We start from the raw sequence: 15,370 nt of genomic DNA, 5'->3' as shown, positions 1-15,370 counted from the left end.
TTTAAGGTGAGTATGGCTGTTATGAACGGTCAATACTGTAAGTTAATACGTGATCGTGCAGCACTTCGTGATGGATCTGATACAATTTAGAAAAATTATCGGTAATAACATGACCCTGCAATAAGTTGTTTTCATGGCCTTGGGCTGGTTCCACTAATAAGTTTTCTTTGAAAATAAGCTGCTTCTGACTGTACATCTTGTACAAGGTTTCCTTGGCGCTCCAGTACAAACAAGTCTGCTGCTCATCAGCTGCTGTAAAGACCTTTTCCTGCTCGGTCAAAAACTTGTCGGCTACACGCAACGCCTTTGCACTTACTAGTTCAATATCTATGCCAACATCATACCTTTCGGAAAGTATAACAGCGGCAAGTCGGGGGGAGTGCGTGATGGATAGGTGATAATTGGTACTTTCAAACATCGGCTTGCCCGTCGCATCGCGCAGTAGGGGCAGGGGTTCATCAGTAAAGCGCTGCAAAAGTTGGTATGCCAAAGTGCGGCTGGCCAGCCACTCCCGCAGGCGGCGTGGATGCGCCTGAACCAGACCCTCTTCCGGACTCAGGTGGGCTGGTAAGGTATGCAGGAGCTCTTCCGGGCGCTCTTCCAGAGACCATACACCCAACAGGGTATGGGGGTCAAGTTTGCGGGTTTGAAGCAGGGGCATAACGGTAATTTTTAGTCGGCAGGGAAGGTGTTCGCTGCAATTGTTGTAAATTTAGCTAAAATTAAGATTAACAAACCAAGTATAGATGGCCAGCAAAATACAAGTTGAAAAAGTTGCCACCCTGACCGGCCACCGGGACTGCGTGTATACCTTGGAAAGCGGAACTAACCCGGCTACGGTATACTCAGCGGGAAGCGACGGTATGGTGGCTTCCTGGGATCTCAACCAGCCCGAAAACGGCGAACTGGTAGCAAAGGTCACCACCTCGGTATATGCACTGCGCCTTATACCTGAGCGTGACCTACTGCTGATCGGGCAGAATATGGAGGGGCTGCAAGTGATCGATTTGAAAAGTAAAGCCATTCATAAATCGGTGGCCTTGCCCAAGGTACCCATCTTTGATATAGCTTATGTGCCGGAAACAGGGCAGGTATACGTGGCGCTTGGCAATGGAGGTATAGCCATTGTGGGAGCCGAAGACTTTGAACTGCGTAGTATGGTGCGCAAGTCGGACCAGAGTGTGCGCAGCCTTGCTTACAACAAAGCTACCAATGAACTGGCAGCTGGCTACAGTGACAACATGGTACGAATATTCGATGCAGCCAGCATGGAACTGAAGCACGAATTGGCCTCGCATACCAACTCTGTGTTTACGGTCGTTTACTCACCAGACGGCAAGCTGCTGCTCACGGCCGGGCGTGATGCGCACCTGCGGGTATGGCAAGTGCAGGAAAAATACAAGGAGCGTGGCTACGTGATCGCGCACATGTATACCGTCAATCATATAACCTACAGTCCCGACGGACGCTATTTTGCGACCTGCAGCATGGATAAATCCATAAAAGTGTGGGACGCCCAAACCTTTAAACTACTCAAGGTTATTGATAAAGTCCGGAATGCCAGCCACGGCACATCGGTCAACAAATTATTTTGGTCGGCTCATCAGAATCAGTTAGTTTCGTGTAGTGATGACCGCACCATTTCGGTATGGGATATAAAATTCAGTTTGGATCATGAAGATTACACCGTTAGAAATCAGACAAAAAACATTTGAGAAGGCATTCAGAGGGCTTGACAAGGACGAAGTAAATGCTTTTTTGCTGACCTTATCGCAGCAGTGGGAAAAACTGCTGGATGAGAACAAAGATCTGCGCAATAAGCTGGAGGCGGCTCACCGTGAGACGCAGAAGCTGCGTGAGGTAGAGTCTTCTTTGTACAAAACACTGAAAACCGCTGAAGATACGGGCAACTCCATCCTGGAGCAGGCCAACAAGTCTTCGGAGCTCAAGATCCGTGAGGCGCAGCTACAGGCTGATCAGCTCATGAACACAGCCCGTAACCAAGCCCGCATGGTGCTGGAGGAGAGCAAAAAGCAGGCGGAGCAGATGGTGAGCGAAATGCAGCAGGAGGTAAAAGCCCTAGAGCAGGACTACCAGCGCATGGAGAGCTACCTAGATACGATGGTGCGTGACCTGCGCAATCTGGCCAACGAAGCATTGGAGAAAGCCGAGAAGACAAAGGCTAAACCTAAAACCAATACTAACAGTATTCTTTCAAGAGCAGCCGAACTGCGGGTAGAACAGCCCGAGCTGCTGCAAAACTTGAAAGATATGGAAACTACGACAAACCGAACAATACAACTGCCAGAGGCTACGGCCACCGCAGTAACCGCTTCGCCAGTACTGGCAAGCAGCAACAATTATGACCCGCTGGGTGATCCCGCTCCGGACGTGACACAGCCGCACCCGGAAATTCCAAACCCGGTAACACCAGTGCCAGACGTGCCTGCTCCAGAGATCGAGCAGCCAAAGCCTGACTACCCTGGTACCGTGCCTGCGCCAGAGATCGAGCGTCCTATACCTGAAATTCAGCCAGTAAAACCTGACCAGCCAGAGATTCAGCCACCGATGACCGAGCCGTCACGTAATAGCCTGGCTGACTGGGCACAAACCCGTCAGCAGAAAACAGCTGGTTCTTTCTTCGACGAGATAGGCAAATAGATCGAATGGGACAGATTGCACTGGAAGGCATGGAGTTTTTTGCTTTCCACGGGTACTACGACGAAGAGCAGAAGATCGGCAACAAGTACGGCATAGACCTGATCATTGAGACAGACCTGCGCCGTGCTGCCGAAAGCGACGATCTGCATGAAACGGTAAATTACGAGGTGCTGTACGCACTGGCGCTGGAGGAAATGAAAGTTCCCGCCCGCCTGCTGGAGCACTTAGGCCACCGCATCATCGACAAGATATACGAGCGCTTCCCGTTTGTGCAGTCCGTCAAAGTGAACGTCTACAAGTTTAACCCCCCGCTGGGTGGTATATGCAAATGGGCGAAAGTCACTTTGGAAGAAGCGCGCTAAAGAGTTTACTTATTGATAGAAGAGCAGCCGGTGCAGTCATGTGCCGGCTGTTTTCGTTTATAATTTGTCAGTTTTTTTGCAGACGATTTACACCAGTCTCAACAACTCAGACGCCGCAGCGAAAGCAGACTTCTTGCCTTCCTTGACTTGCTCAGCTATACCTGGCAATTGATCTTTTACCTGTTGGTGCGCGTAGAAATTGTCTTCGAGCCCTTGTCGGATAGCCTCGTACATCCACTGCAGGTTCTGGTCGTGGCGCTTTCTTTCGAAGAAGCCATTCCTGACGGTTAGCGCTATATACTCGGTAATGGTTTGGTAAATAGTATCGAGACCGGTTTGCTCCATGGCGGAACATACCGATACTTTTGGCAGCCAACCAGAAGCAGCCATCGGGTAGAGGTGCAATGCATTCTGATACTCGGCACGGGCAGCCTTGGCTTTCATGGCGTTTTCGCCGTCAGCTTTTGTAATGGCAATGGCATCGGCCATTTCCATAATACCACGCTTTATACCTTGCAGTTCGTCGCCGGCGCCGGCCAGCATCAGCAGCAGGAAGAAGTCGACCATGGCATGCACGGCTGTCTCAGATTGACCTACACCTACGGTTTCCACAATGATGGCGTCAAAACCAGCGGCTTCACAGAGAATAATCGATTCGCGGGTGCTGCGGGTAACACCTCCCAGTGACTTACCGGCAGGAGAAGGACGGATGTAAGCCTGCGGATTGATGGAGAGCGATTCCATGCGTGTTTTGTCACCCAGTATACTGCCGCCTGTGCGCTGGCTGGTTGGGTCGATGGCCAGCACCGCCAGCTTTTTGCCTTGCTCCTGGATCAGGTAGTTTCCAAACGACTCAATGAAGGTGCTTTTGCCCACACCTGGTACGCCTGTTATGCCTATGCGTACCGATTGGCCGGCATGCGGCAGCACCTGGTTAATCACGTCCTGTGCCAACTCCAGGTCCGAGGCCAGCCGACTTTCCACCAGCGTGATGGCACGGCTCAACATCACCCTGTCACCGGCCAAAATGCCTGCTACATACTTATCAGCACTGAAACGTTTTGCCAAGGCGCTTAAGCTTTAGGTCTAAAATCGATTGTACTACAAATTTAGAATTTATGCGTTACCGAGCCAGTTTAATTATCGGAAACAACAAAGCCGGACATTGCTGCCCGGCTTTGTTTATGCACTAGCTATACCTGATGAAGCATAGCCCGGAAACTTTAACCATCGTTATAAAACACGCTGTCCGACATCAAACAGCCTTTCGGTAAGCTAAAGACTTTCTCGTGCAGATAAGTGCTCGCTTTTACCTCACGTTAGCAGACCTGCCAGTGCCAGACCGTATACCTTGTGGGAAATTCGGAAGGCCGAGGTCGCTCTTGCGTCCCCCTAAGTGGAGACCCATGTCCACGTAGCCGCTTTCTTTGCCGGGAGCATTGGGTTTGTTGATAACTCCTAAGTGAATGTTGTCCTGACGCGCTACGTACATCTTACCATCTGGGCCGAGTTGTATAGCGCCAATGCGCGGACTGCCAGAGCTACCTATCACCAAAGCTGATTTAGCGATGGCTGCTTCGTCACCCGCCTGCAAGTCGAATTGGATGATCTGCGCCTTACCGCCACCTTTGCCATTTGCGGTACCATACAGCTTGGTGCCATCCGGAGAGAAACACACGCCATAGGCTTCTTCATAGCCCTTTAGCAAAACAGGGTCGGATACTTCACCGGTACTGCGGTCAAAGCGGAGTACTTCGAAGTTGCTGTCGCTGTCCCACAGGGCTGCAGCCAGGCGGGTGCCATCGGGTGAAGGAACCAGGTAACCGATTGCTTTTCGGTGAGCACCACCATGCACAGTGCCGACATTTGTCATCACGGGTTCCATATTCACGCCATCAGCAGTCACTAAGTAGGCCATGTAAGCGTTGCTGTTCCAGCGGTGCGCGATCACCCACCAGTCGCGGTTGTTGCTGTGGCGTATGGCGGTAAGCTTCTCGGTAGCTGGGGCGATCATAAATACATTGCGGGCGGTAATGGCACCATTGCCCTCGTCTTTGTTCATGTTCACGACGCTGTAGCGCAAGCCATTGGACTGCGCCTGTATATCGGTCGTGAAAATGTAAAAGAGACTGTCGCTAGCGGGCTTTGGTATGATCAAAGCAGATTGTGTAGAGGACTTCATACCCATCAGGCCGTTGCCGTTTGGCATCACGCGGTGGTGCTTGTTCCAGACCGTAATGCCGTTGGTGTAAAATAGCAGGTTGCCCTCCTTATCGGAGATGGTGGCGCTGCCTTCTTCGGTATGCAGTCTGCTGTTAGCGACAGCCGTTACGCTGTCACCTCTAAACACCAGTCCGGCCCCTTTGCCAAAGTACCAGTTAGAAGTTTCGCCCTGCGCAAAAGCCGTGAAGGTGCTCAGCAACAGAGTGGTGGCTACAAGGATATGTCTAAACTGCATCATAAGCGATTTTATAGATATAACGCTCCTGTTGCAAACTGAGTGCCAGTTTCAGATTCTATTTATAGAGCAGGTATAGCTTAGCGGCTTTTCATCAAAGCAGGCTCGTGTTCCGCAATAGGACGCAGCTCAGGGTATAGCGATAACAGTTTAAGGAACACGCCGTTCGTCCATCCAAAGCCATCCTGATTAGGGTACTCGCCACCACCTGCTTCCAGGTCCAGGTTCTCGACGTTATACTTCTCTACCATCTTGCCAGTATTTTCGTGTACTTCGGTGCCGAGAGTAATCCAACGGGTAGCAATGGTGCGGGCTAAGTCTTCGTGGTTATAGTTGCGCAGCGCCTGTATACTCATCCATTGCAGCGGTGCCCAACCGTTTGGCGCATCCCACTGCTGATCCGTGTGAACGAGTGTGGTGGCCAGTCCACCAGGTTTCAGAAAGTCGCTTTGCAGACGCTCAGCCACGGCAGCTGCCTGACGGCGCTTGGCCATACAGAAGTATAACGGGAACACAGCGGCCAATGTCGGAACGTTGGTAGTAGTGCCCTGCACAAAATCATAATCATAGAAGAAACCGTCTGCCTCGTGCCACATGTGCTGCAGCACCGCTTTGCGGCGGGCCTTAGCTTTCTGACGGTATAGGCGGGCGCCGGCAGGGTCTCGCTCCAGTTCGGCCATCTCAGCCAGTGTCAGTTCCATGTGGAAGAGCAACGAGTTAAGATCTACGGGCAGAATGTCGGTGGTATGAATGGTGCTGAGGTTTCGGGCATCAGCGAACCAGCGGCTGCTAAAGTCCCAGCCTGACTCGGCGGCAGCTCTTATATGGCGGTATACCTCTTCGTGGTTTCGGCCAGACGCCTGGGCAATGTGCAGGTCTTCTTTGTAAGCCTCCGGACGTGGGGCGGGCTGATCGTCCCAGTAGCGGTTGAGCATGCTGCCATCCGGCAACAGCACGACCCTGCGATGTGCTGGGTTGGCAGGAGTCAGCTGCTCTGCACCGTCCATCCAAAATGCATATTCCTTGCGAAGTGCTGAGGCATACTTCACCAATACATCGCGGCCCAACTCCTGTGTGAGCAAATGAAGCATGAGCGCATAAAAGGGAGGCTGGGAGCGGCTGAGATAGTAACTTCGATTGCCGTTCGGTATGTGACCGGTCGTCTCGATCAGGTGTGTGAAGTTATCGACCATATGCTGGATCAATGCTTTTTCGCCGCTTACCTGCAGCCCCAGCATGGTGAAGAAACTATCCCAGTAGTAGATTTCCTGAAAGCGACCGCCTGGCACCACATAAGCGTGAGGGAGTGGCAATAGGGATCCTCCACCTTCGTCGGGCATGCGGGTAAGTACAGGCCAAAGCTGCCGTATATGCGCTGTTACAGAGAGACTGGTGTCTGTCGTAAAATTCGAGGAAGGCTGTGTAGGCAAGAGAAAATGCTCCAGCACAAACTCCTTCAGATTGAAGCCGGACTGCTTACGCTGCTCCCGATATGCCTGCAAAATATGCGCTGGCTCCTGCAGAGGCACACAATCAGCAAAGGTTTTGGAGTCCGGAAAAACAGGCTGTAACTGCACGTCACGGAAAAGCTCTTGCAAGTCGGTTTCCGGTCGGTACTGGGCCTGTACTGATAAAGGGGCGAAAATATAGGATAAAAGCAAAAGAATCAGGTTAAGTAATAGGTATGATTTTTTTGATTTGCCTTGCTTCATGGTCAGCGCGTTTTGTATGAATGTGTATTCATACGAATTAAGGAAGCGAGGGATCAAGTATACTATTATGCAATCTATTACACAAGCGATAAACACGTAAGATTTTTTATTTCCTGAATACCTGCATGAAAATCTTGAAATTGTTTGAGGATTCTGATCAGGTTGAAAGTATTACTATTATAATATAAAAAAACCGGGAGACTGCCTGAACAGCCTCCCGGTTTTTGTAGGATTATTATACTTGATTGAAATACAATTATTTACATGGTGGTGCCCCCTGTCGTGCTGCCACTCGTCGTTCCGGTGGTAGTAGTGCCAGCGGCATCCGTACCTGTGCCCCCGCTCGCGTTCTCCACTCGGTTATCTTCTAGCGAGTCGCTGTCGATATCCCGGGTCTCTATGGACTGGTTATCGGGGACAGACTGCTGGTTCTCGCTTCCGCAGGAAGTAAACAGTAAGGAAGCTCCGCAGAAACAAATGGTAGCGGTAATCGATTTCCAACACTTTTTCATAATCTATAATAAGGTATGGTATGTAAGAAAGGTACTACTAGCAAACTGTAATAAATGCCGCAAGAAGTACCGCCCTCAAAGTTAATAGCCAGTAGTTGAACCTGCAGTAGTACCGGCAGTAGTACCAGTGGTCGTACCTGTAGTTGTTCCAGTAGTTGTACCTGTGGTGGTTCCGGCTGTCGTACCAGCTGTAGTACCTGTGGTTGTGCCGGTAGTTGTCCCGGTTGTTGTAGTGCCAGTGGTGGTGCCAGTAGTCGTCCCGGTTGTGGTGGCCATGCCGGCAGTATCTTCAGGCATGACGTATCCGTTGCCCTGTATACCTGTTTCCTGTGTGTTGCCTTCCATGGTTTCAGGTGGCATTTCAGAGTTTTCCCCAGATTCTCCTCCACAAGAGGTAAGCATCAGGGCTGAGCACACAAAAAAAGAGGCAGCGGTCGTTTTCCAAATTGATTTCATAGCCTATTCTATTTTAAGTTACACATCCTATCTTCTACGGCTAAATCAAAAATGTGCTGTGTAACGAAAGCAGAATCACGATGCAATTTTTATTGCATGCACTGAATGGAATGGCAGGAAAATGTTGTCAGGGAATAATTTATCTTCGGAAAGGGTGGCGCACGAAGGAAACCTGGCCCATTGCGTCCTTTTCATAGCGGGCCAAGGTATAGGACTCAAATTGGGTGTCGAAGTTCTGCTGCCCGGGCTGCATCTGATTCGGTGCTGGCTGGTTGTTCAGGAAAAAGTATACCCGCGTGGTACCATACTTGGTATGCGGCATGTAATTACCGTATTGCTCCATCTCCTGCCATAGCGTGTCGGCTACTGTAACTGCATAGATCCTGACAATCGGCCCGGTATTGTTCTCGTTGCGGTAAAAAGCTACTTCTTTAAAATCTCCTTGCAAGTCATCAACGCTGGGCTGAGAAAAGGAGTCGTAGATGAAGTAAATGACCAGAACAGCGGTAATAGCGATTAAAAGGTATTTGGTTGATTTTGAAGACATGGTGGGATCAATTGAGTGATACAAAGGTACGGCTTAATATGGGCTATGGCAAAGTGCCAGTGTGCCGTATACCTATCAGAACAGGGAGTGTGTCTGACAGAACCTGATCTCAGAAATGAAAAAGCTGCAGCCAACCGAAGTCAACTGCAGCTTTCAACTCTTCATTAAATTCCCTATTCCACTACTCTTCTGATCAGCTGCTCCAGAATGTTTTGAGCGGCTACCGAGATGATGGTGCCAGGGCCAAACACACCGGCAGCGCCGGCTTTGAATAGGAAGTCGTAGTCCTGGGCAGGTATAACACCTCCCACGATCACCATGATGTCTTCACGGTCGAGTTTGCGAAGCTCCTCGATCAGTTGCGGTACCAGCGTTTTGTGACCAGCGGCCAGCGAGGATACGCCTACCACATGCACGTCGTTTTCGGCGGCCTGCATGGCTACTTCCGCCGGGGTCTGGAACAGTGGACCGATGTCCACGTCGAAGCCGAGGTCAGCGAAGGAAGTGGCGATTACCTTGGAGCCGCGGTCGTGACCGTCCTGTCCCATTTTAGCGACCATGATGCGCGGTCGGCGACCTTCCATTTCTTCGAACTGATCGGCTAGTACCTTAGCTCGCTCAAAGTTCTCGTCGTCGGAAAGTTCAGCGGAGTATATGCCTGAAATGGATCGTATCACTGCTTTGTGTCTTCCGTAAATTTTTTCGAGTGCGTCAGATATCTCACCCAGTGTAGCGCGGTGGCGGGCAGCGTTCACAGCTAGCTCCAGCAAGTTACCTTCACCGGACTCAGCAGCCAAAGTTAGGGCTTGAAGGGCTTCTTCCACAGCCTGATTGTCGCGGCTCTCTTTCACCTGTGCCAATCGACGAAGCTGGGATTCACGCACAGCCGTGTTGTCGATGTCCAGGATATCTATTTCCTGAATCTGGTCCGGGCGAAACTTGTTCACACCCACGATCACATCCTTTCCGGAGTCAATGCGGGCCTGCTTGCGGGCAGCGGCTTCCTCAATGCGCATTTTCGGCAAGCCGGTTTCAATGGCTTTTGCCATACCGCCGAGCTCTTCCACTTCCTGAATCAGTTCCCATGCTTTGTGCGCGATCTCGTGTGTGAGTGCTTCAACGTAATAAGAACCTCCCCACGGATCCACCACTTTCGTGATGTTGGTTTCCTGCTGCAAGTAGATCTGGGTGTTGCGGGCGATGCGGGCCGAGAAGTCAGTTGGCAGCGCGATGGCCTCGTCGAGTGCGTTGGTGTGCAAACTCTGGGTGCCACCCAAGGCAGCGGCCAGCGCTTCCACGCAGGTACGGGTCACGTTGTTGAAAGGGTCCTGCTCGGTTAAGCTCCAGCCAGAAGTCTGGCAGTGCGTGCGCAGCGCCAGTGATTTCGGGTTTTTCGGATTGAACTGCTGGATCAGCTTGGCCCACAGCATGCGGGCAGCGCGCATTTTGGCGATCTCCATGAAGTGGTTCATGCCAATGGCCCAAAAGAAGGAGAGGCGTGGTGCAAACACATCGATGTCCATACCTGCCTTCAGACCAGTTCGCACATACTCCAGGCCGTCGGCCAGGGTATAGGCCAGTTCAATGTCAGCGGTGGCGCCGGCTTCCTGCATGTGGTAACCCGAAATGGAGATCGAGTTGAAGCGCGGCATGTTCTGCGAGGTATACTCGAAGATGTCCGCGATGATCTTCATACTCGGCTCCGGCGGGTAGATGTAGGTGTTGCGCACCATGAACTCCTTCAGAATATCGTTTTGGATCGTGCCGCTCAGCTGTTCCGGCGTTACACCCTGCTCTTCGGCCGCCACAATGTAAAAGGCCATGATCGGTAGCACGGCCCCGTTCATGGTCATCGATACCGACATCTGGTCCAGTGGAATCTGGTCGAAAAGGATCTTCATATCCTCCACAGAGTCGATGGCCACACCGGCCTTACCCACATCGCCTACCACTCTAGGATGGTCGGAGTCATAGCCACGGTGCGTGGCCAGGTCAAAGGCTACAGAAAGGCCTTTTTGCCCACCTGCCAGGTTGCGGCGGTAAAAGGCGTTGGATTCTTCAGCGGTGGAAAAACCAGCGTACTGGCGGATCGTCCACGGTTTCTGTACATACATGGTGCTGTAGGGTCCGCGCAGGTATGGCGGCAGGCCGGCGGCAAAATCCAGGTGCTCGAATCGTTGCACGTCCTCGGCGGTATAGTAACTCTTGAGTGGAATCTGCTCCGCTGTTTTCCAGTCCTTCGGCTGCAACGGGTCCTTCGGACCATGCTCCGCCTTGGCGACCTTGTTGATATCTATGTTCGAAAAGTCAGGTTTCATTTTTTAGAATGAGTGATTTAGTGATTTTGCAAATGAGTGAATAGGTTTTCCGTCAATTCATTCGCTCATCAAAATCCATTTTTTAATTTATAGTCCAGAATGAGATCGTTAGTGAGGTATTTTCAAAATGAATTCACTCAATCACTCATTCACTAATGCGGTCCAGCTCCTAACTCGCGTGCTCGGAGGTGATAACCCAGCGGCCGTTGAGTTTCTTCCAGAGCTGTGACGAGACACCGCCCATCAGCTTTTTGCCCTGCAGGTCGATTTTCCAACGATACACATAATAAACGGCATCCGGGCCAACCTGCTCGATGTGCAAAGGTTCGTAGGTATACTCGCCCATTTTGCTGCGGTCGGTGAAGTCATTCTGAAACATCTCCAGCACTTCCTTCCAGCCTTTCTCGGTGCCGTTGCGGCTTATCCAAAGCATGTCCGGCGACTCCCAGTAAAAGTCCATGGCCTTTTCCAGTTCGCCCTTGTTCCAGGCGGCTACTTGTCCGTCAAGGGCCTTTTTTACTTCAGTGGTCGCGTCGTTCATGGTTGCTGTTTTGTTGTTATTGTGTGTGAATGCTGTTGTCATCAGTATCAGGATACCCGTTATCAGGTATAGCATGCTGCTTCTACTGCTTGCCGCCATTGTGCTCTTCTCTTTCCAGACGCTTCTGCACCAGTTCCAGGATGGTGGACATGTCACAATCTTCAAAGATGAACTCTTCATAACCATTGGCTACCAGCTCGTCTTTCATGTGCTGCGGATCGTCGGCCATGATGATGGTCGGCTTGGCTGCATGCTGGCTAATCTTGGGGCCAAACTCACGTGCATAAGTCGCCTCTGAGGTGGAAACGACTACAACCTCAGCGGCTGCGTGTAACAGTCGGTTTGCGGCAGTTTCCACGTCGTCGTACTGTTGAATATCCGTTTCAAAGCCAGCGCAGCTGAAGAACTCCTGCGCAAATGAGGCGTTGATATGGCGCTTGGCGGTCTGACCGATCACAGCAATTACAGCTTTCGGGCGACGCTTGCGCTTGCGCATGTGAAGCTCCGTGGCCATACGCATGACCTCAGTTGGGTAAGCGGCGCGAGTCGTGTCAAAATCAGCATGCTGGATCAGCTCCTCCGGATCAAAGTCGATCTTTTCTTTCGGGTTCGGATATTTGTTGGTGCCTACCAGCACCATGCGGCCCGTAGCAATATCGCGGAACTTCCGGCGATTTACTTCCGTGATGGAGCCCAGGATGAAACCGTTCTTATAAGCAGCCTCAAAACCACCCTGTGCTTCTACTTCTTTAAAAAGCTCCCATGCTTTGGTAGCCAGTTCGTTGGTCAGTGACTCAAGGTAGTAAGAGCCGGCAGCGGGGTCTACAGCCTTGTCCAGGTAGGACTCCTCTTTCAGGATGATCGATACGTTGCGGGCAATGCGCTCCGAGAATTCATCTGAATCCTTGAATGTGCTGTCGAAAGGCAGTACTGTGAGAGAATCAGCGCCCGAAAGCACTGCTGACATGGCCTCCGTAGTCACACGGAGCATGTTTACGTAAGGGTCGAGCGTGGTTTGGTACCAGCTTGAAGTCGTACTGTGCACCCGTAGCTTGGCTGCCAGTGCCGGCTCTGCCTGATAGGCTTCTACTACAGTTGCCCATAACAGACGCAGGGCACGCAGCTTGGCTATCTCGAAAAAGTAATTGGTACCGGCTCCCATGCAGAACTGCATGTTGCGCAACACTGACTCAAGCGACTCACCGGCTGTGGTGAGACGGTCGGTATAGGCAACTGCTGCGCTCAGGGTATAAGCGACCTCTTGTATAAGCGAAGCGCCAATGCCACTGAAATTGGTGCCGCAGACTGTCACGCCATAGAAGTCACTGCTGTCTTTGGTCAGCTCAAGCACCTGGGTGATGGCCTTGCTTTCCGCTTCAGTCAGTGCTCCCTTCCCTGTCATCGGGTCGTAGTTCAGGAAGCCCTTCAGGTTGCGGTGCGAGATATTTTGTGCTGCAAGCAAGGTATAGAGTTCTTTCAGGAAAGCTGCCGGATCGCCGCTCAGGGTATAGCTGACAGACTGTGTGGTCAGGTCGATGCATTCGGCCAGGTACGCGATGTCAAAAGCATGGGGATCATTAATGATAAAGTGAACGCCATCGGCACCTCTGCCCAGGGCGTCAGCCGCTTTGTCTATAGCAGCTTTGCCATTGCCTGATGCCTTTATTTTCTGGATGTTTTGCCAGTTGTTGTCGCTGCCGGCATTGCCACGCAGAAAAGGGAAATCGCCTGGTTTCTGCTGTGCAAAAGGCACATCCTTGATGTCTTCGTGGGTATAGTAGGGCTTAATGGTGATGCCTTCATAGGTCTGCCAGGTGAGGCTTTCGAGGGGTGTTTCGCGCAGGTCTTTCTGTGCGCGTTCCGCCCAATCGGTTGCCGTGACCGGCTTGAATTCTGAGAATAGCTTCTGCTCGTCAGTCATCGTGTAGGGGTGTTATTTCCTGTAAATATATACTTTCTCTATCAGCTTATGAAAAAGGGACAGTAGTATGGGTGTTAATTCCTATGACTTTAAGTACGTATGGCGCCAGCCACCGGTATAGCCAAATGCTCAAAAGCAACCAGACCGCTACGATAAAGGCGGCAATCAGGTAGTTGGGTTTACGCTCCAGCAGCTGGTCTTTTGCCTTTTGGCGATACTCCTGTACCACCTCGGCCGGTATCAGTTTAATGGAAAGCCAAATGCCAAGCGGGAGCAGCAGCAAGTCATCGAGGTAGCCGAGTACAGGTATAAAGTCCGGTATCAGGTCGATGGGGCTGAAGGCATAAGCCACTGTGATGATCAGCACTACCTTAGCATACAGAGAAACTCGCGGGTCGCGGTAGGCCAGGTATAAGGTATAGATATCCTCTTTGAGTTTTCGGACTGTAGATTTCCAGCGCTTCAGCATGGAATGTTGTACGGCTATTCCAAAAAATCAGTAGCTTTATAGGAAGCAAACCTTTGATCTTAAAAATGATACATCCTTATACCTTCATTCAAAAAATGCTGCCCCTCTGCCTGGGGCTGCTGGTAACTGTACCTACTCTTGCGCAGGACACCAAACTGCTGGCAAAAGCCAACACAATGGCTGATAAAATCGAACCTAAAGTAATTGAGTGGCGACGCGACTTCCATCAGTATCCGGAGTTGGGCAACCGAGAAACCAAAACTGCTGAGAAAATTGCCGCGCACCTGCGCAAACTAGGTATGGAAGTGCAGACAGGTGTGGCCCATACCGGTGTGGTGGGCATCCTGAAAGGCGGCAAACCCGGTCCGGTAGTGGCCTTGCGAGCCGACATCGACGGCCTACCGGTAACCGAACGGGTAGATCTGCCCTTTGCCTCTAAAGAACGCAGCACCTACAATGGCCAGGAAGTAGGCGTGATGCACGCCTGCGGGCACGACACGCACATCGCGATGCTGATGGGAGCCGCCGAGATACTGGCAGGTATGAAGAACGACCTGAAAGGCACGGTGAAGTTTATCTTTCAGCCAGCGGAGGAAGGATCTCCAATCGGCGAGGAGGGTGGCGCTGCGCTGATGGTCAAAGAAGGAGTGCTCGACAAAGGGCCGAAACCTGAAGTAATCTTTGGCCTGCATATCAACTCCCAGACCGAGGTGGGTACCATCAAGTATACCCCGGGAGGTACCATGGCGAGCGCCGACATCTTCCGCATCAAGGTAAAGGGCAAGCAATCGCATGGGGCTTACCCTTGGTCAGGTATAGACCCGATCGTAGTGTCCGCTCAAATCATCAACGGATTGCAGACTATCATCAGCCGCCAGACGCAATTGCCGGAAGGGGCAGCTGTGATCACGGTGGGAAGTATACATGGTGGTGTGCGTAACAACATTATACCGGAGGAAGTGTTGATGGAAGGCACTATCCGGGCGCTGGATGTGGAAATGCAAAAGAAGCTGCACGAGAAACTGAAGCTCACTGCCACCAAAATTGCCGAAAGCAGCGGCGCTACTGCCGAGGTAGAGATCATCCCACAAACCCCCGTTACCTATAACGACCTGGCTTTAACGGAACGCATGCTGCCCACGCTGCATACTGTGGCCGGCCGTGACAAAGTGGTGCTGGCCAAAGCCGTGACTGGCGCTGAGGATTTTGCTTTCTATCAGGAGAAGATTCCGGGTCTGTTTTTGTTCGTAGGCGGAATGTCAAGAGGCAAGAAGCCAGAGGAAGTAGCACCGCACCACACACCTGATTTCTTTATTGATGAAAGCGGCATGAAGCTAGGCGTAAAGATCCTGACCAGCCTGACCTTGAACTATATGGAAGGAAAGGGCAAGAAGTAAGTTTTGACAGGTATAA

At 51.5% G+C, this 15,370-nt stretch carries 15 protein-coding genes; 4 read left to right on the top strand and 11 right to left on the bottom strand.

Going from position 1 to position 15,370, the window contains the following annotated elements; genetic code table 11:
- Positions 1 to 19: 19 nt before the first annotated feature.
- Complete coding sequence (locus AC5FX6_RS14755; protein WP_493597826.1) at positions 20 to 661, bottom strand: 4'-phosphopantetheinyl transferase superfamily protein; 642 nt, start codon at positions 659 to 661, stop codon at positions 20 to 22.
- Positions 662 to 746: 85 nt separating this feature from the next.
- On the opposite strand from AC5FX6_RS14755, the gene AC5FX6_RS14750 reads away from it, so the two are divergent.
- The 3 genes from AC5FX6_RS14750 to folB are packed head-to-tail and all read left to right on the top strand — an operon-like array spanning position 747 to position 3,023.
- The gene (locus tag AC5FX6_RS14750) at positions 747 to 1,715 is read left to right on the top strand and encodes a WD40 repeat domain-containing protein (RefSeq protein ID WP_493597825.1); all 969 of its coding nucleotides are present in this window, start codon (positions 747 to 749) and stop codon (positions 1,713 to 1,715) included.
- Positions 1,675 to 2,661 (top strand): DivIVA domain-containing protein, encoded by a 987-nt coding sequence (locus AC5FX6_RS14745; RefSeq protein WP_493597824.1) that lies wholly within the window; start codon positions 1,675 to 1,677, stop codon positions 2,659 to 2,661. The genes AC5FX6_RS14750 and AC5FX6_RS14745 overlap by 41 nt, the downstream gene beginning before the upstream one ends.
- A gap of 5 nt (positions 2,662 to 2,666) precedes the next feature.
- Entirely contained in the window at positions 2,667 to 3,023 is a 357-nt protein-coding gene (folB, locus tag AC5FX6_RS14740; protein ID WP_493597823.1) for a dihydroneopterin aldolase, read from the top strand.
- 87 nt (positions 3,024 to 3,110) lie between these two features.
- Here the strand turns inward: folB and meaB are convergent, their stop codons facing one another.
- From meaB to AC5FX6_RS14690, 10 genes are all read right to left on the bottom strand, one after another.
- Positions 3,111 to 4,091, bottom strand: coding sequence for a methylmalonyl Co-A mutase-associated GTPase MeaB (gene meaB, locus AC5FX6_RS14735; protein ID WP_493597822.1), 981 nt, complete (start codon positions 4,089 to 4,091; stop codon positions 3,111 to 3,113).
- Positions 4,092 to 4,332: 241 nt separating this feature from the next.
- On the bottom strand, positions 4,333 to 5,484 hold the full coding sequence (locus AC5FX6_RS14730; protein ID WP_493597821.1) for a TolB-like translocation protein: 1,152 nt from the start codon (positions 5,482 to 5,484) through the stop codon (positions 4,333 to 4,335).
- Between the two features lie 77 nt (positions 5,485 to 5,561).
- Entirely contained in the window at positions 5,562 to 7,193 is a 1,632-nt protein-coding gene (gene treF, locus AC5FX6_RS14725) for an alpha,alpha-trehalase TreF (RefSeq protein ID WP_493597820.1), read from the bottom strand.
- Between the two features lie 260 nt (positions 7,194 to 7,453).
- The gene (locus tag AC5FX6_RS14720; protein ID WP_493597819.1) at positions 7,454 to 7,705 is read right to left on the bottom strand and encodes a hypothetical protein; all 252 of its coding nucleotides are present in this window, start codon (positions 7,703 to 7,705) and stop codon (positions 7,454 to 7,456) included.
- An 81-nt stretch (positions 7,706 to 7,786) separates the two neighbouring features.
- Positions 7,787 to 8,161, bottom strand: coding sequence for a hypothetical protein (locus AC5FX6_RS14715; protein WP_493597818.1), 375 nt, complete (start codon positions 8,159 to 8,161; stop codon positions 7,787 to 7,789).
- Between the two features lie 139 nt (positions 8,162 to 8,300).
- Positions 8,301 to 8,708 (bottom strand): hypothetical protein, encoded by a 408-nt coding sequence (locus tag AC5FX6_RS14710; RefSeq protein WP_493597817.1) that lies wholly within the window; start codon positions 8,706 to 8,708, stop codon positions 8,301 to 8,303.
- Between the two features lie 173 nt (positions 8,709 to 8,881).
- Positions 8,882 to 11,026, bottom strand: a complete 2,145-nt coding sequence (scpA, locus tag AC5FX6_RS14705; RefSeq protein WP_493597816.1) for a methylmalonyl-CoA mutase — start codon at positions 11,024 to 11,026, stop codon at positions 8,882 to 8,884.
- A 169-nt stretch (positions 11,027 to 11,195) separates the two neighbouring features.
- Positions 11,196 to 11,642, bottom strand: coding sequence for a YybH family protein (locus AC5FX6_RS14700; RefSeq protein ID WP_493597815.1), 447 nt, complete (start codon positions 11,640 to 11,642; stop codon positions 11,196 to 11,198).
- A 7-nt stretch (positions 11,643 to 11,649) separates the two neighbouring features.
- The gene (locus tag AC5FX6_RS14695) at positions 11,650 to 13,488 is read right to left on the bottom strand and encodes a methylmalonyl-CoA mutase family protein (protein WP_493597814.1); all 1,839 of its coding nucleotides are present in this window, start codon (positions 13,486 to 13,488) and stop codon (positions 11,650 to 11,652) included.
- A gap of 46 nt (positions 13,489 to 13,534) precedes the next feature.
- A complete protein-coding gene (locus AC5FX6_RS14690) occupies positions 13,535 to 13,957 on the bottom strand; it encodes a YkvA family protein (protein WP_493597813.1) in 423 nt (140 codons plus the stop codon).
- Positions 13,958 to 14,022: 65 nt separating this feature from the next.
- On the opposite strand from AC5FX6_RS14690, the gene AC5FX6_RS14685 reads away from it, so the two are divergent.
- Positions 14,023 to 15,354, top strand: coding sequence for an amidohydrolase (locus AC5FX6_RS14685; RefSeq protein ID WP_493597812.1), 1,332 nt, complete (start codon positions 14,023 to 14,025; stop codon positions 15,352 to 15,354).
- The last annotated feature ends 16 nt before the right edge of the window (positions 15,355 to 15,370 follow it).

The organism is Pontibacter sp. LHS2 (assembly GCF_058932845.1).
This window is presented reverse-complemented; position numbering and strand designations above follow the sequence as displayed.